We start from the raw sequence: 19,907 nt of genomic DNA, 5'->3' as shown, positions 1-19,907 counted from the left end.
TCAGTTCCCTTCCTTCACGGTGATGTTGCTCAGTGTCCCGGAAATCTTGACGATCAGGCGGCCGCCGGTCTTGTCCGTGTTGTAGTCGCTTTGCTGGGTGGTCATGCCGCCGTGGTTGCCGCGGCCGTCGTTGAGGTTGCCCATGGTCAGGTCGGTCTGCACCTGGACTGGGACGGTGGCGGGGATGGCCACCGTGACGTTGCTCGCCGTGGCATCCAGCCGGACCACGACGTCGGATCCCAGCGGCGGGTTCAGGTTCAGCTTGGTCAGGTCCACCGTGCCGGTCCCGCCCGTGATGTCAAAGCCGTCCGCGGCCTGCTCGATGCTCACCGGGCGCCAGTCGACGTTCTGGAAACGGGCCCGGTCGGCGTTGGGCACCAGGTTGAAGATCCCGCCGATGATCAGGGCGACGACGGCGAAGAAGCCCAGGATGCCGGCCGTCCGGCCGCGGAGTCCGGAGACAAGGATGCCGAGGCCCAGCACCGCCGCGCCGCTGGCCCACACCACGGCGTTGCCCGTGGTTCCCAGGTTGATCGCGTGCACGGCGTCGAGCGCCTTGATGCCGCCGCCGACCAGCAGGGCCAAGCCGGTGGTGACGGCCACGGCGGGGGCGCCCGGACCCAGGTTGCGGGTCTTCGGCGCGGGCGCGGGGGGCGGCACCGGACCGTAGCCGCCATACCCTCCGCCGTAACCGCCGCCGTAGGGCGGGGTGGGGCCCGGAGGCGGAGCGGCGGCCGGGCCGGCGCCGGAGTGCTCCTGCCAGCCGTGGGCCGGGACGCCCTCCAGCGGCAGGGTCTGGTTGCTCAGGGTGGTGTCCGGGACGGACCCCGGGACAGTTGTGGCGGGGGCGGCCCGGTCCGGGAAACCGGGGGCGTGCCCGGCCGGGCCGAAGGCGGAGGCGCCGTGGGCCGCAGCACCGCGGGCCTTGTTGCGCTGGGTCAGGTAGTAGATGACATAGATGGCGCCGCCCACCCAGAACACCGTCCAGACGAAAGCGCCGAAACCATGGCGGTCCCAGCCCCAGGCGCCGCTGCCCAGGCTGGGGAAGCCGATGATGGTCGTGACCAGGGCTCCGGTCATGCCCGAGCTCCAGCGGCCCGCCGCCGCTTCCTGGACGTGGATCCGCCCGTCGGGCTCGGGGAGGAACGCCCACGCCAGCCCGTAAAGCAGGACGCCGACGCCGGCGAAGACTGTCAGGACGATCAGGATGCCGCGCACAATCAACGGGTCGACGCCGAGCCGCTGCGCGATGCCGCTGGCGACACCGCCGATCCAGCGCTCGCGGCCCCGGTAGATGCCGTGCCCGCGGATCCAGTCGAAGAAGTTCTGCGGCTGCGCGCCGGGACCCGGGGTGCCGGGATAGCGCGGCGGGGTGGTGCCGGCGGAGGAGGGGTGGGGGCCGCCCGGCGGGTACAGGGGAGGCGCTTCCTGGGCGGGCTCGCCGGCGGGTGCACGGTTCTCGTCGGAACCGCCGGATCGGGCGTCCGGGGTGCCGTCCGGGGTGGTGTCCGGACGGCCCGGGACGCTCGGGTCTTCATCTGGGTGCGGAGTGTGCGGGTTCATACTTCGATCCTCCTGCCCGCGGGGGTCTCCGCTCTACTGGGGAACACCCTGAACCGTCCCTGAGCGGCCCCCGGTTCGGCCCGAAAACGGCTCCGGGAAACCCCGGTCCGTGTTTGGATTGAGGCATGACAACAGCCGTTTCCCGCCCGCCCCTGGCGCGCAGCAGCGACCGCATGATTGCCGGTGTCTGCGCGGGCCTCGCCCACCACCTGGGCTGGCCGGTGCAGATGGTCCGGATCGGCATGGTGGTGGCGGCGCTCGCGGGCGGGGCCGGCGTCGCGTTTTATGCCTGGCTCTGGATTATGGTGCCCACCGCGGACGAGAGCGCCAAGCGCACCGCGCGGCGGCCGGCGTCGCCGATCGCCCCGGCGGTGAGTGACCACGCCGGGGACGGCCTTCCGTCCGTCTCTCGGCCGGGCGGTCCCGCCGGCGTGCCGGCCGGATCCTGGCGGAGCCGGCTCCCGGGCATGCCGTACGGCAAGGAGATCCTGCTCGGCGCCGGGCTGCTGCTGGCGGCCGGCATCCTGATCGCGCGGCTCTTTGGCCTGGACGTCCCGCTGGGCACCCTGATCCCGGTGGCCGCGATCCTGGGCGGCGCCGCGATTGCGTGGATGCAGCTCGATGAGACCCGGCGCGCGGGCATTGTGGACAAGACCAAGGCCGATCAGGCCGGCGGCTGGGCCAGGCTCGCGGCCGGGCTCGGCCTGGTCGTGGCCGGCGTGCTGCTGATGGTCTCCGGTTCCGGGTCCTGGGAGCAGACCTGGCTGGCGCTGCTGGCGTCCGTCGCCGTCCTCGGCGGCGTGGCACTGGTGCTGCTGCCTTGGGGGCTGAAGTTCTGGCGGGATCTGGAGGCCGAGCGCGCCGGCCGGGTGCGGGCCACCGAACGGGCCGAGATCGCCGCCCACCTGCACGATTCGGTGCTCCAGACCCTGGCGCTGATCCAGCGGCGGGCCGGCAGCGAGCACGACGTCGTCCGCCTGGCCCGCGCGCAGGAGCGGGAACTGCGGGGCTGGCTCTACCGGGACCCGGGACGCGAAGCGGGCCAGCTCTCCGACGCACTCCAGGCCGCCGCCGCGGAGGTGGAAGACTCGCTTGGGCACGCCGTCGACGTCGTCACGGTGGGCGACTGCGCCCTCACCGAACGCCTGGAGGCCATGGTCCAGGCGGCACGCGAAGCCATGCTGAACGCGGCCCGCCACGGCGGCGGCGCCGTCTCGGTCTACCTTGAGGTCACCGACGACGCCGCCGAGGTGTTCGTCAAGGACCGGGGCCCGGGGTTCGATCCGGGGTCCATCCCGGCCGACCGCCTGGGCGTGCGCGAATCCATGATCGGGCGGATGCGGCGCCACGGCGGCACCGCAACCATCGCCAGCAGCCCCGACGGCACCGAGGTCCGGCTCCGGCTGCCGCTCGCGGCCGCTGCGGGAACCAACGGCACGGCCGGAACCAACGGGGCCGCCGCAACCAACGGAGAGGACACCACGCAGTGAGCAACCAGTCAGTGGCAGGCAGCGGGGCAGCGAACCCGCCCGGCGCCACGCGCGTGGTCATCGTCGATGACCACGCCATCTTCAGGTCCGGGCTGAAGGCCGACCTCGACCCCGGCGTCGTCGTCGTCGGCGAGGCCGGGACCGTGGAGGAAGCCGTCGCCGTGATTGCCGCAACACGGCCCGACGTCGTCCTGCTGGACGTCCATCTCCCCGGCGGACTCGGCGGCGGCGGTCGCGACGTGCTGGCCGGTTCCGCGGCGCTGCTGGGCAGCACCCGGTTCCTGGCGCTGAGCGTGTCGGATGCCGCAGAGGATGTGGTCTCCGTGATCCGGGCCGGCGCGCGGGGCTACGTCACCAAGACCATCTCGGGGGCCGAGATCAGCGACGCGGTGCGCCGCGTGGCCGGCGGCGACGCCGTCTTTTCACCCCGGCTGGCCGGTTTTGTCCTGGATGCCTTCGGCACCGCCCCCGCGGACATCGCCGACAACGAGCTCGACCGGCTGTCCGCCCGCGAACTCGAAGTGATGCGGCTGATCGCCCGCGGCTACAGCTACAAGGAAGTCGCCAAGGAACTCTTCATCTCGATCAAGACGGTCGAGACCCACGTTTCCGCGGTGCTGCGAAAGCTCCAGCTCTCCAGCCGTCACGAGCTGACCCGCTGGGCCGCGGAACGCCGCCTCCTCTGACCCCAGCCCCCCGACGCTCCCGCAGTTCCGGCGGCTAGCCCCCCGACGCTCCCGCAGTTCCGGCGGCCTTCCGACGGACGCTCACGCAGGTCCGGTGGTCTTTCGACGGACGCGCACGCAGGTCCGGTGGTCTTTCGACGGACGCTCCCGCAGGTCCGGTGGTCTTACGACGAACGCCCCCGCAGTGAGTGCGGGAGCGTTCGTGGGAACCGTGCAGGATCTGCGGGAGCGTCCGTTTTGTTGCTGCAGGATCTGAGGGAGGGTCGTTACTTCGCCTTGCCGAGGAAGTCCTGGAGGCGGCCGACGCCGGTGGCCAGGTCCTCGTCGCCCAGGGCGTAGGACAGCCGCAGGTAGCCGGAGGGGCCGAAGGCCTCGCCGGGAACGACGGCGACCTCCACCTCATCGAGGATCAGCGCGGCGAGTTCGGCCGACGTCGAAGGCCGCACCGGGCCGTTCGCGGAGGGCAACTCCTTGCCCAGCAGCGCCCGGACGTCCGCGTACACGTAGAACGCCCCCTTGGGGGTGGGGCAGTCCACGCCCTCGATCGCGTTGAGCCCGGCCACGATGGCCTTCCGACGGCGGTCGAAGGCTACCTTCATCTCGTCCACCGCCGTCAGGGGACCGGACACGGCCGCGAGGGCCGCGACCTGCATGATGTTTGAAACGTTGGACGTGGCATGAGACTGCAGGTTCGTGGCGGCCTTGATGACGTCCGCCGGGCCGATCATCCAGCCCACCCGCCAGCCGGTCATGGCGTAGGTCTTGGCGACGCCGTTGAGGATGACCACCTTGTCGCCGAGTTCCGGGACGGCCGTGGCGATCGAGGTGAAGGGCACGCCGTCGTAGGTCAGGTGCTCGTAGATCTCATCCGTGACCACCCACAGGCCCTTCGCTGCGGCCCACTGGCCGATTTCCCTGACCTGCTCCGGGGAGTACACGGCTCCGGTGGGGTTGGAGGGGGACACAAAGAGCAAGATCTTGGTGCGGTCCGTGAGGGCCGCTTCGAGCTGCTCCACGGTGACCAGGTAACCCTGTTCGGGGCCCGCGAAGACCTCTACCGGAACGCCTCCGGCCAGCCGGATCGCCTCCGGGTAGGTGGTCCAGAACGGCGACGGGACGATCACCTCGTCGCCCGGATCCAGCAGGGTGGCAAACGTGTTGTAAACGGCCTGCTTGCCGCCGTTGGTGACCAGCACCTGGGCGGCCTCGGCCTTGTAGCCGGAGTCCCGGAACGTCTTGTCCGCGATGGCCTGCTTCAGCTCGGGCAGCCCGCCGGCAGGGGAGTAGCGGTGGTATTTCGGCTGCCCTGCGGCTGCGATGGCTGCCTCGACGATGTAGCCGGGGGTCGGGAAGTCCGGTTCGCCGGCGCCGAAGCCGATCACAGGCCGGCCGGCCGCCTTCAACGCCTTCGCCTTGGCATCGACAGCCAGGGTGGCGGATTCGGCTATGGCGGAAATGCGCTGGGAAATGCGGGCGGCAGGCATTGCGGGTCCGTTCTTCGCGTTCAGCTCGGGGCTGGATGTGGGATTCGACGAAATCTACTCTATGCTGTTCAGCGGATCCTCCGGGGTGCCGGGTATGAATGTGACCCACCGCGGGAATGAGACCTCACGGTCGGCCATTTCCGCAGGCAGCCAGGGGTCCGGACGGGGCCGGTTCGACGTGGACGCAGTTGTTGCGTAGACTGGTTCTCCGGTGTTGAAAACACGATGATGGCGTGCGCCTCAGGGAAGCCTGCGGAAACAGCGCAGTCTGGCCGGTTTTCGATCCATAGGGTAGTGGCGCAATTGGTAGCGCAGCGGTCTCCAAAACCGCAGGTTGCAGGTTCGAGTCCTGTCTGCCCTGCGCAAGCTGTTCCGGGGTTTACCGGAACCAGCGCAGCAACCATGGTTCAGTCCAGAGCCGGGTATCCGACATCGCGAGGATGAGTGAGGATCAGGTGACCGAAACAGCTGCCAGCAGCTCCCAAGGCCGCCCCGCCAAGAATGCCCCCAAGGCAGGCTTCTTCGCTCGGATTGCACTCTTCGTCCGCCAGGTCATCGGCGAACTGAAGAAAGTCGTTGCACCCACCCGCAAGGAACTGATCAACTACACGCTCGTGGTGCTGGTGTTCGTGGTCATCATGATGGTGATCGTCACCCTGCTGGACCTGGCCTTCGGGACCGGAGTGAGCTGGGTCTTCGGCGGAACAGGCGCCACGGACCGCTAAGGCGACCGGTCCGCAGACTGCGTGGACCTCCGGGAAACCGGAGCTTCCGCGGGGTGTGCGGAATTGAGCCATTTAAATAGGCATGTTAGGCAATGAGGAAGCAGGAGACCAAGTGTCTGAGCAGGAGCTCGAGGTAAACGAGACTGAGCTGGATAAGAGCCAGGACGCCGCGGTGGAAACCACGGAAGAGTCCGAGGCTGAGTCTGCTGCGCCCGCATCCGACGCCGCCGGCGAATCTGCCGACGAGGCCGTAGCTGCCGAGGGCACCGACTCCGTCGAGGAAGGCGACGCCCTTGCGGTGGCCGCAGCCGCTGCCGACGTCGACCCCGCCGAGGAGTTCAAGGCCAAGCTGCGCCGCCAGGAAGGTGACTGGTACGTCATCCACTCCTACGCCGGCTACGAAAACCGCGTCAAGGCCAACCTTGAGACCCGCATCCAGACCCTGGACATGGAAGATTACATCTTCGAAATCCAGGTTCCGATGGAAGAAGTCGTTGAGATCAAGAACGCTCAGCGCAAGGTCATCAACCGCGTCCGCATCCCCGGTTACGTCCTGGTCCGCATGGACCTGACGGACGCCTCCTGGGGCGCCGTCCGCCACACCCCCGGCGTCACCGGCTTCGTGGGCAACGCCCACAACCCCGTGCCGCTGCGCCTCGACGAGGTCTTCTCCATGCTCGCCCCGGTCTTCGAAGAAGAGCAGGCCGAGAAGGGCAAGCCGGTCAAGCACGCTGCCGCCGCCGTCGACGTCGACTTTGAGGTCGGCGAGTCGGTCATCGTCAAGGAGGGCCCCTTCGAGACCCTGCCCGCCACGATCTCCGAGATCAAGGTCGATTCGCAGACCCTGGTGGTGCTGGTCTCCATCTTCGAGCGTGAGACCCCGGTCACCCTGGCGTTCAACCAGGTCAGCAAGATCTAGCAATACCAACAGAATTCGCCCCGGACTGCCCGCTTAGCAGCCCCGGAGCGGCCGGCCGCCTCGCCATGGCGGCCACCAACCTGAGGCACGCTCCTGTGTCCCAGGACGTAATTGAGAGAAGGACCCTACATTGGCTCCCAAGAAGAAGGTCACCGGCCTCATCAAGCTGCAGATCCAGGCAGGTGCCGCCAACCCGGCCCCGCCGATCGGTCCTGCGCTTGGCCAGCACGGTGTCAACATCATGGAATTCTGCAAGGCGTACAACGCTGCGACGGAAGCCCAGCGCGGCAACGTTATTCCGGTTGAAATCACGGTCTACGAGGACCGCTCGTTCACGTTCATCACCAAGACCCCGCCGGCTGCAGAGCTCATCAAGAAGGCTGCAGGCGTCGCCAAGGGTTCGGCTACCCCGCACACCGTCAAGGTTGCCAAGCTGACCCAGGCCCAGGTCAACGAGATCGCCACCACCAAGATGGAAGACCTCAACGCCACCAGCCTGGAAGGCGCCGCGAAGATCATCGCCGGCACCGCCCGTTCCATGGGTATCACCGTCGAGGGTTAATTCCCCCACCGCTGATGCGCCGGGTTCGGGGAACCGATCACGACGCCGTCAGCACCGCCGGGCGACCGGCACCACCTAAACATAGAAGAGCGGGAACCGGATACACCACCGGGATCCCGACTGTGGCAGGGCCCAGCGCGGTCCGCAGACCACAACTGCACAAGGAGAATAAGCAGCATGGCAAAGCGCAGCAAAGCATATGAGGCAGCCGCCGCCAAGATCGACGCGGAGAAGTTCTACGCGCCGTTCGAGGCAGTGACCCTCGCCAAGGACACCAACCCGTCCAAGTTCGACGCCACCGTTGAGGTCGCGTTCCGCCTCGGCGTCGACCCCCGCAAGGCCGACCAGATGGTCCGCGGCACCGTCAACCTGCCGCACGGCACCGGTAAGGTCGCCCGCGTCCTGGTCTTCGCCACCGGTGACAAGGCTGAAGCCGCCATCGCGGCCGGCGCCGACTTCGTTGGTTCCGACGACCTGATCGAGAAGATCGCCGGCGGCTGGACCGACTTCGACGCCGCCGTCGCCACCCCTGACCTCATGGGCAAGGTTGGCCGCCTCGGTAAGGTCCTCGGCCCGCGCAACCTGATGCCGAACCCGAAGACCGGCACCGTGACCGCTGACGTCGCCAAGGCCGTCAACGACATCAAGGGCGGCAAGATCGACTTCCGCGTCGACAAGCACTCGAACCTGCACTTCATCATCGGCAAGGTTTCCTTCGACGCCGTCAAGCTGGCCGAGAACTACGCCGCTGCCCTGGAAGAGGTTCTCCGCCTCAAGCCGTCCGCTTCCAAGGGCCGCTACATCCAGAAGGCCACCGTCGCCACGACGTTCGGCCCGGGTATCTCGGTTGACCCCGCCGTCACCAAGGTCCTGACCGAGGCCTAAGCCTCCGGCTTAGCCTGAACAGGCAGCGAAAAGACCGTCCCGCGTCAGCGGGGCGGTCTTTTCTGCGTTCCGGGCGGCGGCTAGGCTGTGCCGGTGACTGCCGCGACGTACCGCATCGAGCCCCTTTCCCTGCCCGAGTCCCTTGACGCGCCCGACGCCGCCGAGTTCCTCGAGTTCGGCCGGCTCTGCGACGCCATCACCCAAGAGATATGGGGCAGCATGGACCGCGCGACGGCGGACCGGGCGCGGCTGCGTTTTTGGCAGGACAACGTCTACACCCGGACGCGGATCTTCTTCGTGCGCCTCGACGGGCGGATGGTGGCGAAGTCCTGGGTCCGCTTCGGGCTGCAGGAGAACCTGGGCAGCGCACTCCTGCAGGTCGCCGTGCTGAAGGCCTGCGCCGGCCGCGGAATCGGCCGTGGGCTGCTCGAACACGCTGAAGCGCTGGCAGCCGCCGAGGGCCGCACCGTCCTGAAGAGCTACTCGGAGCACCCGGCGGACTTCGACGCCGACGGCCCGGGCGTGCTCGCACCGCTGACCGGCACCGGTGCGCTGCCGGCGACGGCGCGCGGTGTCCGCTTCGCCACGGCGGCGGGCTACCGGCTGGAACAGGTCGAGCGGTACAGCAGCCTGGACGTCGCCGGCTCAGCCCCGGGACTGGACCGTTTGGAGCGGGATGCGCGGGCCAAGGCAGCAGGCTACGAACTGCTGAGCTGGACGGACCACTGCCCGGACGAGCACGTGGCGCAACTCGCGGTCCTGATGTCGCGGATGAGCACCGATGCGCCGACCGGGGGCCTCAGCTATGAAGAGGAAATCTGGGACACCGCCCGCGTCCGCCATGTCGAGGACACCTGGAAGCGGGCCGGCAACACCTCGCTCGTGACGGCGGCGCGGCACCTGGACAGCGGCGAGCTGGCTGCCTACTCGGTGCTTGAACTGGCGCCCGGCAAACCCTGGCTGGCGGAGCAGGATGACACCCTCGTGGTCGCACCCCACCGCGGTCACCGCTTGGGGATGCTCGTCAAGATCGCCAACCTCCGGCGCCTCGCGGACTACCCGGACGTCCGGCGTGTCACCACGTTCAACGCTGCCGAAAACGACCACATGCTGGCCATCAACGTCGCGCTCGGATTCCGGCCGGCCGGCTGGGACGGGGAGTGGCAGAAGACCGTCAACGCGGGAGGTTCCGCCGCTGCCGACTAGGCTCCGCCTGGTGGCCGGGGACGGCGGAAAACTGACCCTGCCGGGCCATGGAATGCGGGCCCGAACGGGCATATGCTGACGCTTGAAAGCCCGGCGCAAGCGGGGCACTGGGCGGCAGAATGGCTGGGAAGATGCCCGCTATGGCAAACGAGGTACAGGTCGAGCAGCTCTGGGTTCCGGATTCGCTGGACGGACCGGATGCGGCAGACTTCCTTGCCGCCGTCGAAGTGGGGCGCAAGGTCCGGATGCAGACGTGGGGGAGCGATGACCTCGCCTACGCCCCGCTCGAGAAGCTGCTGGAAATGTCGGACCCGTATGAGCGGCAGGTGATCCTGGTGGCCCGGGTCGACGGCGTAATCGTCGGGACCGTGGACATTGCGCTGCCACTCTCGGACCACCTGGACCTCGCCGAATTCACCCTCGACATCCTGCCGGAGTTCCAGGGCCGCGGCGTCGGCCGGCGGCTGCTGGAGGCGGCGGAGCGCTTCGCCCGGGACGAGGGCCGGCGCACCATCCTGATCGACACGAACCATCCCGGCGCGACGCTGGCGGACAGCAGGGCCGGGCAGCTGATCCCCGGCTCCGGCCTCGGCTTCGTTCCGCTGAACAGTCGGGAGGTGGAGTTCGCGCAGCACACCGGCTACACCCTCCAGCACATCGAACAGTTCAGCTCCTGCGCCCTGCCGCTGGACAGCAAGCTCGTCGCCGACCTGCAGGCCGAGGCGGAGGAAGCCAACGCCGGGCGGTACCGGCTGCACCATTGGACGGACCGCTGCCCCGAGCAGTGGCTCGAGGCCGTCGCGGCACTGGAAAACCGGGCCGGCGAGGACGGAATCCCCGGCGCCGACGACGCGGATCTGGTGTTCGACGGCGGTATCCTCCGCGAGGCGGAAGACGTCGCCATCGCGCAAGGCCGCCGGACGGTGGTCACCGCCGTCGAACATATCGCCAGCGGGGCCCTGGTGGGGCTGACCACCATCAGTGTCCTGGCGCTGCGCCCCGACGTCGTTTTCCAGGACGACACCGTTGTCCTGGGCGAGCACCGCGGCAACAAGCTGGGGCTGCTGATCAAGGTGGCCAACATGGAAAGGCTCACCGAACAGTTCCCGGACGCGCGGGTGCTCTACACCTGGAACGCCCCGGAAAACCGCTACCTGCTTACCGTGAACAAGCAGCTCGGCTTCACCACCGCCGGGGTGACGGGCATCTGGCAAAAGGAGCTGCCGGACCTTGGCCCCAGCATCAGCTGAGCCGATTTGGAGCGCGCGGGCCTCTTCCCGTAAGCTGGGAGGACCAAAGACCGTCGGTTGTTGGAAATCCACTCTCCCAAGCAAGGCTCACTTCTGCAGCCGCGCCGGGAGAGCCAGTGGATCTCCGGACGAAGGACCCTGAACATAGGGCGGCCGGCGCAGGTGAACGAAGCAAAGCTCCGCGGCACGTCCGCGTTGAGCCAAGCCCCGTGCATCTGCGCGGGGCGTTTTTAGTTTTTAGCTCATCCGAGCGGGGACCCGGACACACCGGCACTATCCCCGGAAGGAGGGTTATGGCAACGCCTACCAAGGTTTCAGCAGTAGCTGAGATCACTAACGATTTCAAGGAATCGAACGCCGCTGTCCTGACCGAATACCGTGGGCTCACCGTTGCACAGCTCAAGCAGCTGCGTGTTTCTCTCGGCCAGGACACCAAGTTCGCGGTCGTCAAGAACACCCTGACCGCCATTGCAGCCAAGGAAGCCGGTGTCGAAGCATTCGACGGCCAGCTTGCCGGCCCCACTGCAATCGCGTTCATCAAGGGTGACGCAGTTGCAGCTGCCAAGAGCCTGACGGATTTTGCCAAGGCCAACAAGCAGCTGGTTATCAAGACCGGTTACTTCGAGGGCAAGGCACTGAACGCCAGCGAAGTTGCTGCCCTGGCAGCACTCGAGTCCCGCGAGCTGCAGCTCGCCAAGGTTGCAGGCATCCTCAAGGCTCCTGCTGCCGCTGCTGCACGCATCATCGACGCCCTGCGCCTCAAGCTTGAAGAAGAGAACGGTGCACCGGCAGCTGCCGAAGCGCCCGCCGCTGAAGAAGCCCCGGCCGCAGAAGCAGCAGAGACCGAAGCTCCGGCCGAAGCCGCAGCCACCGAAGAGAACTAACTCTCTCTTTCAAACCAGACTCCGGTGCGAGGGCAACGGCTCCGGCCGCCAAGCACCACCTATAGGAAGGACGCCACACCATGGCGAAGCTCAGCAACGAAGAGCTCATTGAAGCTTTCAAGGAACTGACCATCATCGAGCTCTCCGAGTTCGTCAAGCTCTTCGAAGAGACCTTCGAAGTTACCGCAGCTGCTGTTGCCGTTGCCGGCCCCGCCGGTGGCGGAGCTGCTGAAGAGGCCGAAGAGAAGACTGACTTCGACGTCGTCCTCGAAGCCGCTGGCGACAAGAAGATCGCAGTGATCAAGGAAGTTCGCGCCATCACCTCCCTCGGCCTCAAGGAAGCCAAGGACCTGGTTGACAGCGCACCGAAGGCCGTCCTCGAAGGCGCCACCAAGGAAGCTGCCGAGAAGGCCAAGGAGCAGCTCGAGGCTGCCGGCGCCACCGTTACCCTCAAGTAACACTCGCAGCTCCGGGAGGCTTCCGGCCTTCCAGCTCCGGGAAACCCCGTCCACTCCGGTGGGCGGGGTTTCCTGCGTTCCGGGGCCGTCGCAGCCATGTGAACCTTCGGTAAACGATTGCCGGCTCTCCTTTTCAGGACGGGGCGGGACCTCTAGACTTTGGCATTGTGCCGACCGGCCGCCAACCCTTCAGGAGCTCACACAATGACCGATCCGAACCCGTCGTTCTCCCGCCGCGCCATGCTCGCCGCGGCCTTCGTCGGCGGCAGCGCCGCCGCCGCAGCGCTCTCCGGCGCCCCCGCCGCACAGGCTGCACCCGGCAACGCGAAGAAGCAGTTCAGCCTGACCGTGCTCGGCACGACGGACCTGCACAACAATGTCTTCAACTGGGACTACTTCAAGGACGTCCCCTACTCGGACAAAGCCGGAAACAAGATCGGCATCGCGCAGGCGTCCAGCCTGATCAAGGCCGTCCGGGCCGAGCGCGGCGCGGCCAACACGCTCACCATTGACTCCGGCGACACCATCCAGGGCACGCCGCTGGCCTACTATTTCGCCAAGGTGAACCCGATCTCCGACACCGTCAAGCACCCCATGGCGCTGGCCATGAACGCCGTCGGCTACGACGCCGTCGGGCTCGGCAACCACGAATTCAACTACGGTATCCCGATGCTGCGGACCTGGGAGAAGCAGCTTGACTTCCCGCTGCTCGGCGCCAATGTGCACGATGCCGTCACCGGCCAGCGCGCCTTCACCCCGTACGTCCTGAAGCGGGTCAGGACCGAGAACGGCTGGCTGACCGTCGGTCTCGTCGGTTTCGTGACCCCCGGCTGCGCCCTCTGGGACCGCGACAACGTCCAGGGCAAGCTCGACTTCAACGGCATTGTTGAGGAGGCCAAGACGGTCATCCCGCAGATGAAGGCTGCCGGAGCCGACGTCATCATCGTCTCCAGCCACTCGGGCGCGACGCCGGGCTCCTCCTACGGTGACGCGCTGCCGTTCGCCGAAAACGCCTCCACCCAGCTCGCCGAGGAAGTCCCGGGGATCGACGCGATCCTGGTCGGACACGCACACCTGGAGATCCCGGAGCGGTTTGTCGCCAACAAGGAAACCGGCCGGCAGGTGCTCCTGACCGAACCGCTGAAGTGGGGCATGCGCGTCGCCGTCATCGACCTGCAGCTGACCAAGGGCGAGGACGGGTGGGCCGTCACCTCGGCGCACTCGCACCTCCTGAACGCCAACACCGCCGATCCGGACCCCGCCGTCGTCAGCGCCGTGCAGGCCGGCCACGAGGCGACGGTGAAGTACGTGAATCAGGTGATCGGCACCTCCACCGGGCCGCTGACCACGGAGACTGCCTGCTGGGGAGACTCGGCCGCGATCGACGCGATCAACTACGTGCAGGCCAGCACCATCAAGGCGGAACTGGCCAACGGCCCCGCCGCCGGGCTCCCGGTGCTCTCCATCGCGGCGGCGTTCTCGCGCTCGGTGGACGTCAAGGCCGGCCCGCTGACCATCCGCGACGTGGCCGGGCTGTACATCTTCGACAACACACTGCTGTCCATCAAGGTCACCGGCGCCCAGGTCAAGGCCTACCTCGAGTGGTCGGCGCAGTACTTCAAGCCGGTGGCCACCACCTCGGCCCGGGCGCAGGACGTCACGAACGCCGCCACCACCCTGGCGCCGAACGGCACGCCGGACTACAACTACGACGTCGTCTACGGCCTGGACGCGCCGCTGAACTACGAGATCGACCTGGCCCGGCCGGTGGGGGACCGGATCATGAACCTGAGCTACGGCGGTTCGCCCGTGCCGGCGGACAAGGAGTTCGCGATGGCGATCAACAACTACCGCCAGAGCGGCGGAGGCAACTTCCCGGGTGTGAAGACGGCACCGGTGCTCTCGAACAGCCAGCAGGAGATCCGCCAGCGGATCATCGACTACGTCGTGGCGCACGGCACCCTCGATGCCGCCGTGTTCAGCCAGAACAACTGGCGGCTCACGGTCAACGGTGCACCCCTGACGGTCACCGCCTGACGCCTGGCCGGCCCTTCCGCCGAAAACAGCAACGCGGGGTCACTTCGCGCCCATCCTTTGGCCTCGGATGGGCCTGAAGTGACCCCGCGTTGCTTTTAACCCGGATGTCTTAGGCGTACGGCCCCGGGTCGGTGATGTCCGCGACGACGGCGCCGAGGGCCGCGGTGAGCGCGTCGGCGTCGACGAAGGCGCTGTAGCCGTGTTCCCCGGCGCCCATCGAGATCCGCCGGCCGGTGATGGTGCTGTCGGCGTACACCGGCCACGCGGTGGTGCTGCCGAGTGGGGTGATGGTGCCGCGCTCGTAGCCGGTTGCCGCCAGGGCGACGTCGGCGGCGGGCAGCGAGAGCTTGTTGACGCCGACCAGCTGGCGGAGCTTGGGCCAGCTGATCTGCCGGTCGCCCGGGACCAGGGCGAACAGGAAGCTGCCGTCCTTGTGCTTGACCACCAGGGATTTCACAATGTCCCCGGGCCTGATGCCGAGGATCGCGGCGGCTTCTTCCAGGCTGTGCGCGGCGAGCCGCTCCACCAGTTCCACCTCAAGGCCGCGGGCGGCGGCGTCGGCGAGGAACCGCTTCCTGCCGGCACTGCCGCCGCGCTCCTGGCCGGATGCAAGCCCGGCCGCCGTCGGGTCGGTCATCAGTCGCGGTACAGCAGCAGGGCCTCGCCCTGGCCGCCGCCGCCGCAGAGCGACACGGCGGCCTTGCCGGCACCGCGCCGCTTCAGCTCGTGGGCCGCGTGCAGGGCAAGCCGTGCCCCGGAGGCGCCGATCGGGTGGCCCAGTGCGATCGCGCCGCCGTGGATGTTGCACTGCTCCAGCGGGTAGTCCAGGTCCTTGAGGGACTGCACGGCCACGGAGCCGAAGGCCTCGTTGATCTCAATGAAGTCCAGGTCCGCGGCGGACCAGCCGGCCTTCTCCAGCGCGTTCTTGATCGCATTGGAGGGCTGGGAGTGCAGCGAGTTGTCCGGTCCGGCGACCTGTCCGGGCTTGCCGACCACGGCCAGGTACTCCAGGCCGTGCTCCTCGGCGAACTTCCGGGACGTGAGGACCAGGGCAGCGGCGCCGTCGGAGAGGGGGGAGGAGTTGCCGGCGGTGATGGTGCCGTCCGTGGCGAAGGCCGCGCGCAGCCCGGCCAGGGAGGCGACGGAGGTGTCCGGGCGGACGCCCTCGTCGGTGCCGACCTGGACCGGGTCGCCCTTGCGCTGCTTGACGCTGATCGGCGCGATTTCGCCGTCGAACACCCCGTCCTTGGCGGCGCGGGCGGCGCGCTGGTGCGAGGCCGCCGCGACCTCGTCCTGGGAGGTCCGGTCAATGCCGAGCGTGACGTTCTTGCTCTCGGTGGACAGGCCCATGGACTGTCCGTCGAAGGCGTCGGTGAGGCCGTCGTGGGCGGCGGCGTCGAGCGCCTGGACCGAGCCGTAGGTCCAGCCCTGCCGGGAGCCGGGGAGCAGGTGCGGGGCCCGGCTCATGGATTCCTGGCCGCCGGCGACCACGACGGTGGCGTCGCCGCTGCGGATCATCCGGGCCGCGTCGATCACGGCGGTCAGGCCGGAGAGGCAGACCTTGTTGATCGTGACCGTCGGAACGTTCCAGCCGATGCCGGCGCCGATGGCGCTCTGCCGGGCCGGGTTCTGGCCGGCCCCGGCCTGCAGCACCTGGCCCATGATGACCGAGTCGACCTGGTCCGGCTTCACTCCGCTGGCGGCCAGTGCCGCCCGGATCGCGTGGGCGCCGAGTTCGACGGCGGTGAAGCTGGCCAGCTGCCCGTTGAGCCGGCCCTGCGGGGTGCGGGCGGCGGCGAGGATGACAACATCATTGTTGTCCGCGGAGTTGCTCATGGTTATCTCTTCCGATCTCTAACGATGTACTCCAAGGTTATCGTGAGCCCCATCACGGAGCCATTCAGCCGGACCGCCCGGGCGGCGACGGCCGTGCTTGCAATCACGCCGCAAGTGGGGTAGACAAGTAGGTTGCTTTGCCGTATCGTAGATATTTGCGTCTTCCCTGTTTACCTTCAGCCTTCATATAGCGGTGGGCTTAGCCTGAGCGCTGCTCCATCAATGTGCCGTCTACAACGTGCACCAGCATGGTCAGCGCGGGTCCCGGGTCATATAGCGGAACCGGACTGGTAGCACTGCGGAGTCACTCCGCAGGGTGCATAACGGGGGAGATCTGAAAACGCCTGAAGGTCTGTGGAAGGATCCCTCTTGGTCGCCTCGAGCACCTCTAATGTAAACAACGCTACCGCTATCAATGCCGACAGCACCGACGGTGCAACCCGCCGGCTCTCCTTCGCAAAGATTCACGAACCGCTTGACGTTCCGAATCTGCTTGCCCTGCAAACGGACAGCTTCGACTGGCTGGTCGGAAACGAACGCTGGCAGGCACGCGTCGCGAAGGCCGTCGAGGAAGGCGACCTCAGTGTCGCCACCACGTCGGGCCTGTCTGACATCTTCGAAGAGATCTCCCCGATCGAGGACTTCCAGGGCACCATGTCCCTGAGCTTCTCCGAGCCGGAGTTCGCTGACCCGAAGTACACCATGGCCGAGTGCAAGGACCGGGACGCTACGTACTCCGCTCCGCTGTACGTCAAGGCCGAATTCATGAACAACAACACGGGCGAAATCAAGCAGCAGACCGTGTTCATGGGTGACTTCCCGCTGATGACCGAGAAGGGCACCTTCGTCGTCAACGGCACCGAGCGTGTCGTCGTGTCCCAGCTGGTCCGTTCCCCGGGCGCCTACTTCGAGCGCACCGCGGACAAGACGAGCGACAAGGACATCTTCACCGCGAAGATCATCCCGTCCCGCGGCGCCTGGTTCGAACTCGAAATCGACAAGCGCGACCAGGTCGGCGTTCGCCTCGACCGCAAGCGCAAGCAGTCCGTCACCGTGCTGCTGAAGGCCCTCGGCTGGACCGAAGGCCAGATTCTCGAGGAATTCGGCCAGTACGACTCCATGCGCGCGACGCTGGAGAAGGACGCCACCGAAACCCGCGAAGACGCTTTGCTGGACATCTACCGGAAGCTGCGACCGGGCGAGCCGCCCACCGTCGAGGCTGCCCAGTCCCTGCTGGACAACCTGTACTTCAACTCCAAGCGCTACGATCTGGCCAAGGTCGGCCGCTACAAGATCAACCGCAAGCTTGGCATCGACCGCTCCCTTGGCGACAAGGAAGCATCCGTGCTGCACGTTGAAGACATCGTTGCCATGATCAAGTTCCTGGTAGCCCTGCACGCCGGTGAGAAGACCCTCACGGGCAAGCGCGACGGCCAGGACCACGAGCTGCGCGTCGAGATCGACGACATCGACCACTTCGGCAACCGCCGCATCCGCGCCGTCGGCGAGCTCATCGAGAACCAGGTCCGCACCGGCCTGTCCCGTATGGAGCGCGTTGTCCGCGAGCGTATGACGACCCAGGACGTCGAGGCCATCACGCCGCAGACCCTGATCAACATCCGCCCCGTCGTGGCAGCCATCAAGGAGTTCTTCGGAACGTCCCAGCTGTCGCAGTTCATGGACCAGAACAACCCGCTCTCGGGTCTGACCCACAAGCGCCGCCTGTCCGCGCTTGGCCCGGGTGGTCTGTCCCGTGACCGTGCCGGCATGGAAGTCCGAGACGTCCACCCGTCCCACTACGGACGTATGTGCCCGATCGAAACCCCTGAAGGCCCGAACATCGGCCTGATCGGTTCGCTGGCATCCTACGGCCGCATCAACCCGTTCGGTTTCATCGAGACCCCGTACCGCCTCGTTTCCGAGGGCGTCGTTTCCGATGAGGTCCAGTACCTCACCGCCGACGACGAGGCCGAGGTCCTGATCGCACAGGCCAACGCCCCGCTCGACGAGAACAAGCGTTTCGCCGAAGAGACCGTCCTGGTCCGTGCCCGCGGTGGTGGAGGCGAGCCCGTGCTGGTTCCCGCCGCCGACGTCGAGTTCATGGACGTCTCCCCGCGCCAGATGGTGTCCGTGGCGACCGCCCTGATCCCGTTCCTCGAACATGACGATGCCAACCGTGCACTCATGGGTGCCAACATGCAGCGCCAGGCTGTGCCGCTGGTCCGCTCCGAGGCGCCGTTCGTCGGCACCGGCATGGAGCGCGCCGCCGCCGTCGACGCCGGTGACGTTGTCATCGCGAAGAAGGCCGGTGTGGTCACCGAGGTTTCCGCCGAACTCGTCATCATGCTCAACGACGACGGCACGGAAACCAACTACCGCATCAACAAGTTCGCCCGCTCCAACCAGGGCAACTGCTACAACCACCGCGTCCTGGTGAACGAAGGCCAGCGCCTGGAAGTCGGCGGCATCATCGCCGACGGCCCGGCAACGGACCAGGGCGAGCTCGCCCTCGGTAAGAACCTGCTCGTGGCATTCATGTCATGGGAAGGCCACAACTTCGAGGATGCGATCATCCTGTCCCAGCGGATCGTGGCCGAGGACGTCCTGTCCTCGATCCACATCGAGGAGCACGAGATCGATGCCCGCGACACCAAGCTTGGTGCCGAGGAAATCACCCGTGACATCCCGAACGTGTCCGAGGAAGTCCTGGCAGGCCTGGACGAGCGCGGCATCATCCACATCGGTGCCGAGGTTGAAGCCGGCGACATCCTGGTCGGCAAGGTCACCCCCAAGGGCGAGACCGAGCTGACCCCGGAAGAGCGCCTGCTGCGCGCCATCTTCGGTGAGAAGTCCCGCGAAGTGCGCGACACCTCCCTGAAGGTGCCGCACGGCGAGTCCGGCACCGTGATCGGTGTCCGCGTCTTCGACCGCGACAACGACGACGAGCTGCCCCCGGGCGTCAACCAGCTGGTCCGCGTCTACGTCGCCGCCAAGCGCAAGATCACTGACGGCGACAAGCTCGCCGGCCGTCACGGCAACAAGGGTGTTATCTCCAAGATCCTCCCCGTGGAGGACATGCCCTTCCTTGCCGACGGCACCCCCGTTGATATCGTCCTGAACCCGCTGGGTGTTCCGGGCCGTATGAACGTCGGCCAGGTGCTCGAAACGCACCTCGGCTGGGTTGCCAAGACCGGCTGGAAGATCGAGGGCGAGCCCGAGTGGGTCAAGCAGCTGCCGAACCTGCCGCGCGAGAGTGGCCAGACCACTGTCGCCACGCCGGTCTTCGACGGTGCGCGTGAAGAAGAAATCACGGGCCTGCTCGACTCCACCAACGTCACCCGCGACGGCGACCGCCTGATCAACTCCTCGGGCAAGACCCGCCTGTTCGACGGCCGCTCCGGCGAGCCGTTCCCGGATCCGATCTCGGTCGGCTACATGTACATCCTGAAGCTCCACCACCTGGTGGACGACAAGATCCACGCGCGCTCCACCGGTCCGTACTCCATGATCACGCAGCAGCCGCTGGGTGGTAAGGCACAGTTCGGTGGCCAGCGCTTCGGTGAAATGGAAGTGTGGGCGCTCGAAGCCTATGGCGCCGCCTACACGCTCCAGGAACTCCTCACGATCAAGTCGGATGATATCCACGGTCGTGTGAAGGTCTACGAAGCCATCGTCAAGGGCGAGAACATCCCGGAGCCGGGCGTTCCTGAGTCCTTCAAGGTCTTGATCAAGGAAATGCAGTCGCTGTGCCTGAACGTGGAAGTTCTTTCCACGGACGGAACCACAATTGAAATGCGTGACTCTGATGACGCAGTCTTCACGGCTGCGGAAGAACTGGGTATCGATCTGTCTCGTGCAGAGCCCAGTTCCGTAGAAGAGGTCTAGCAGGTCGGGGTCCGACGGCGGGTCACCACCCGCCGTC

General features: G+C 67.2%; 16 protein-coding genes and 1 tRNA gene. 13 read left to right on the top strand and 4 right to left on the bottom strand.

Features of this window, described 5'->3' with window-relative positions; translation table 11 throughout:
* The gene (locus ABLI39_RS04470; protein ID WP_349412225.1) at window positions 1–1,563 is read right to left on the bottom strand and encodes a PspC domain-containing protein; all 1,563 of its coding nucleotides are present in this window, start codon (window positions 1,561–1,563) and stop codon (window positions 1–3) included.
* A 125-nt stretch (window positions 1,564–1,688) separates the two neighbouring features.
* On the opposite strand from ABLI39_RS04470, the gene ABLI39_RS04465 reads away from it, so the two are divergent.
* Complete coding sequence (locus ABLI39_RS04465) at window positions 1,689–3,053, top strand: ATP-binding protein (RefSeq protein ID WP_349412224.1); 1,365 nt, start codon at window positions 1,689–1,691, stop codon at window positions 3,051–3,053.
* Between the two features lie 53 nt (window positions 3,054–3,106).
* Window positions 3,107–3,739, top strand: coding sequence for a LuxR C-terminal-related transcriptional regulator (locus tag ABLI39_RS04460; RefSeq protein WP_349412462.1), 633 nt, complete (start codon window positions 3,107–3,109; stop codon window positions 3,737–3,739).
* Between the two features lie 266 nt (window positions 3,740–4,005).
* On the opposite strand, the gene ABLI39_RS04455 is transcribed toward ABLI39_RS04460, so the two are convergent.
* Entirely contained in the window at window positions 4,006–5,223 is a 1,218-nt protein-coding gene (locus tag ABLI39_RS04455; protein WP_349412223.1) for a pyridoxal phosphate-dependent aminotransferase, read from the bottom strand.
* A gap of 288 nt (window positions 5,224–5,511) precedes the next feature.
* On the opposite strand from ABLI39_RS04455, the gene ABLI39_RS04450 reads away from it, so the two are divergent.
* The 10 genes from ABLI39_RS04450 (at window position 5,512) to ABLI39_RS04405 (ending at window position 14,149) form a co-directional block, all read left to right on the top strand.
* A tRNA-Trp gene (locus ABLI39_RS04450) sits at window positions 5,512–5,584 on the top strand.
* Window positions 5,585–5,663: 79 nt separating this feature from the next.
* Entirely contained in the window at window positions 5,664–5,948 is a 285-nt protein-coding gene (gene secE, locus ABLI39_RS04445) for a preprotein translocase subunit SecE (protein ID WP_146336854.1), read from the top strand.
* Window positions 5,949–6,060: 112 nt separating this feature from the next.
* Window positions 6,061–6,867 carry a transcription termination/antitermination protein NusG gene (nusG, locus tag ABLI39_RS04440; RefSeq protein WP_349412221.1) on the top strand — a complete coding sequence of 269 codons (807 nt, stop codon included), beginning with the start codon at window positions 6,061–6,063 and terminating at the stop codon, window positions 6,865–6,867.
* Window positions 6,868–6,997: 130 nt separating this feature from the next.
* The gene (rplK, locus tag ABLI39_RS04435) at window positions 6,998–7,429 is read left to right on the top strand and encodes a 50S ribosomal protein L11 (RefSeq protein ID WP_018773647.1); all 432 of its coding nucleotides are present in this window, start codon (window positions 6,998–7,000) and stop codon (window positions 7,427–7,429) included.
* Window positions 7,430–7,606: 177 nt separating this feature from the next.
* Window positions 7,607–8,314: a 50S ribosomal protein L1 gene (rplA, locus tag ABLI39_RS04430; RefSeq protein ID WP_146336856.1), complete on the top strand. Its 708-nt coding sequence runs from the start codon at window positions 7,607–7,609 to the stop codon at window positions 8,312–8,314.
* Between the two features lie 93 nt (window positions 8,315–8,407).
* Complete coding sequence (locus ABLI39_RS04425; protein WP_349412220.1) at window positions 8,408–9,520, top strand: GNAT family N-acetyltransferase; 1,113 nt, start codon at window positions 8,408–8,410, stop codon at window positions 9,518–9,520.
* A gap of 140 nt (window positions 9,521–9,660) precedes the next feature.
* Window positions 9,661–10,770 (top strand): GNAT family N-acetyltransferase, encoded by a 1,110-nt coding sequence (locus ABLI39_RS04420; RefSeq protein ID WP_349412219.1) that lies wholly within the window; start codon window positions 9,661–9,663, stop codon window positions 10,768–10,770.
* Window positions 10,771–11,063: 293 nt separating this feature from the next.
* Window positions 11,064–11,654, top strand: a complete 591-nt coding sequence (gene rplJ, locus ABLI39_RS04415) for a 50S ribosomal protein L10 (RefSeq protein ID WP_138768559.1) — start codon at window positions 11,064–11,066, stop codon at window positions 11,652–11,654.
* 80 nt (window positions 11,655–11,734) lie between these two features.
* A complete protein-coding gene (gene rplL, locus ABLI39_RS04410) occupies window positions 11,735–12,112 on the top strand; it encodes a 50S ribosomal protein L7/L12 (RefSeq protein WP_066436823.1) in 378 nt (125 codons plus the stop codon).
* 204 nt (window positions 12,113–12,316) lie between these two features.
* On the top strand, window positions 12,317–14,149 hold the full coding sequence (locus ABLI39_RS04405; RefSeq protein ID WP_349412218.1) for a 5'-nucleotidase C-terminal domain-containing protein: 1,833 nt from the start codon (window positions 12,317–12,319) through the stop codon (window positions 14,147–14,149).
* A 109-nt stretch (window positions 14,150–14,258) separates the two neighbouring features.
* Here the strand turns inward: ABLI39_RS04405 and ABLI39_RS04400 are convergent, their stop codons facing one another.
* Together ABLI39_RS04400 and ABLI39_RS04395 are read right to left on the bottom strand one after the other, a co-directional pair.
* Window positions 14,259–14,786, bottom strand: a complete 528-nt coding sequence (locus ABLI39_RS04400; protein WP_349412217.1) for an aminoacyl-tRNA deacylase — start codon at window positions 14,784–14,786, stop codon at window positions 14,259–14,261.
* A complete protein-coding gene (locus ABLI39_RS04395; protein WP_349412216.1) occupies window positions 14,786–15,985 on the bottom strand; it encodes an acetyl-CoA C-acetyltransferase in 1,200 nt (399 codons plus the stop codon). The genes ABLI39_RS04400 and ABLI39_RS04395 overlap by 1 nt, the downstream gene beginning before the upstream one ends.
* A gap of 369 nt (window positions 15,986–16,354) precedes the next feature.
* Here ABLI39_RS04395 and rpoB point away from each other — a divergent pair, with 369 nt between their 5' ends.
* Complete coding sequence (gene rpoB / locus ABLI39_RS04390) at window positions 16,355–19,870, top strand: DNA-directed RNA polymerase subunit beta (protein WP_349412215.1); 3,516 nt, start codon at window positions 16,355–16,357, stop codon at window positions 19,868–19,870.
* Window positions 19,871–19,907: the final 37 nt, after the last annotated feature.

The organism is Pseudarthrobacter sp. B907, assembly GCF_040137805.1.
Taxonomy (GTDB): Bacteria; Actinomycetota; Actinomycetes; order Actinomycetales; family Micrococcaceae; genus Arthrobacter.
This window is presented reverse-complemented; position numbering and strand designations above follow the sequence as displayed.

What these genes read in the sequence shown, in the direction of transcription:
- ABLI39_RS04470 (WP_349412225.1), bottom strand. Translation starts at nt 1,563, where the DNA reads ATGAACCCGCACACTCCGCACCCAGATGAAGACCCGAGCGTCCCGGGC.
- ABLI39_RS04465 (WP_349412224.1), top strand. Translation starts at nt 1,689, where the DNA reads ATGACAACAGCCGTTTCCCGCCCGCCCCTGGCGCGCAGCAGCGACCGC.
- ABLI39_RS04455 (WP_349412223.1), bottom strand. Translation starts at nt 5,223, where the DNA reads ATGCCTGCCGCCCGCATTTCCCAGCGCATTTCCGCCATAGCCGAATCC.
- secE (WP_146336854.1), top strand. Translation starts at nt 5,664, where the DNA reads ATGAGTGAGGATCAGGTGACCGAAACAGCTGCCAGCAGCTCCCAAGGC.
- rplA (WP_146336856.1), top strand. Translation starts at nt 7,607, where the DNA reads ATGGCAAAGCGCAGCAAAGCATATGAGGCAGCCGCCGCCAAGATCGAC.
- ABLI39_RS04420 (WP_349412219.1), top strand. Translation starts at nt 9,661, where the DNA reads ATGGCAAACGAGGTACAGGTCGAGCAGCTCTGGGTTCCGGATTCGCTG.
- rplJ (WP_138768559.1), top strand. Translation starts at nt 11,064, where the DNA reads ATGGCAACGCCTACCAAGGTTTCAGCAGTAGCTGAGATCACTAACGAT.
- rplL (WP_066436823.1), top strand. Translation starts at nt 11,735, where the DNA reads ATGGCGAAGCTCAGCAACGAAGAGCTCATTGAAGCTTTCAAGGAACTG.
- ABLI39_RS04405 (WP_349412218.1), top strand. Translation starts at nt 12,317, where the DNA reads ATGACCGATCCGAACCCGTCGTTCTCCCGCCGCGCCATGCTCGCCGCG.
- ABLI39_RS04400 (WP_349412217.1), bottom strand. Translation starts at nt 14,786, where the DNA reads ATGACCGACCCGACGGCGGCCGGGCTTGCATCCGGCCAGGAGCGCGGC.
- ABLI39_RS04395 (WP_349412216.1), bottom strand. Translation starts at nt 15,985, where the DNA reads ATGAGCAACTCCGCGGACAACAATGATGTTGTCATCCTCGCCGCCGCC.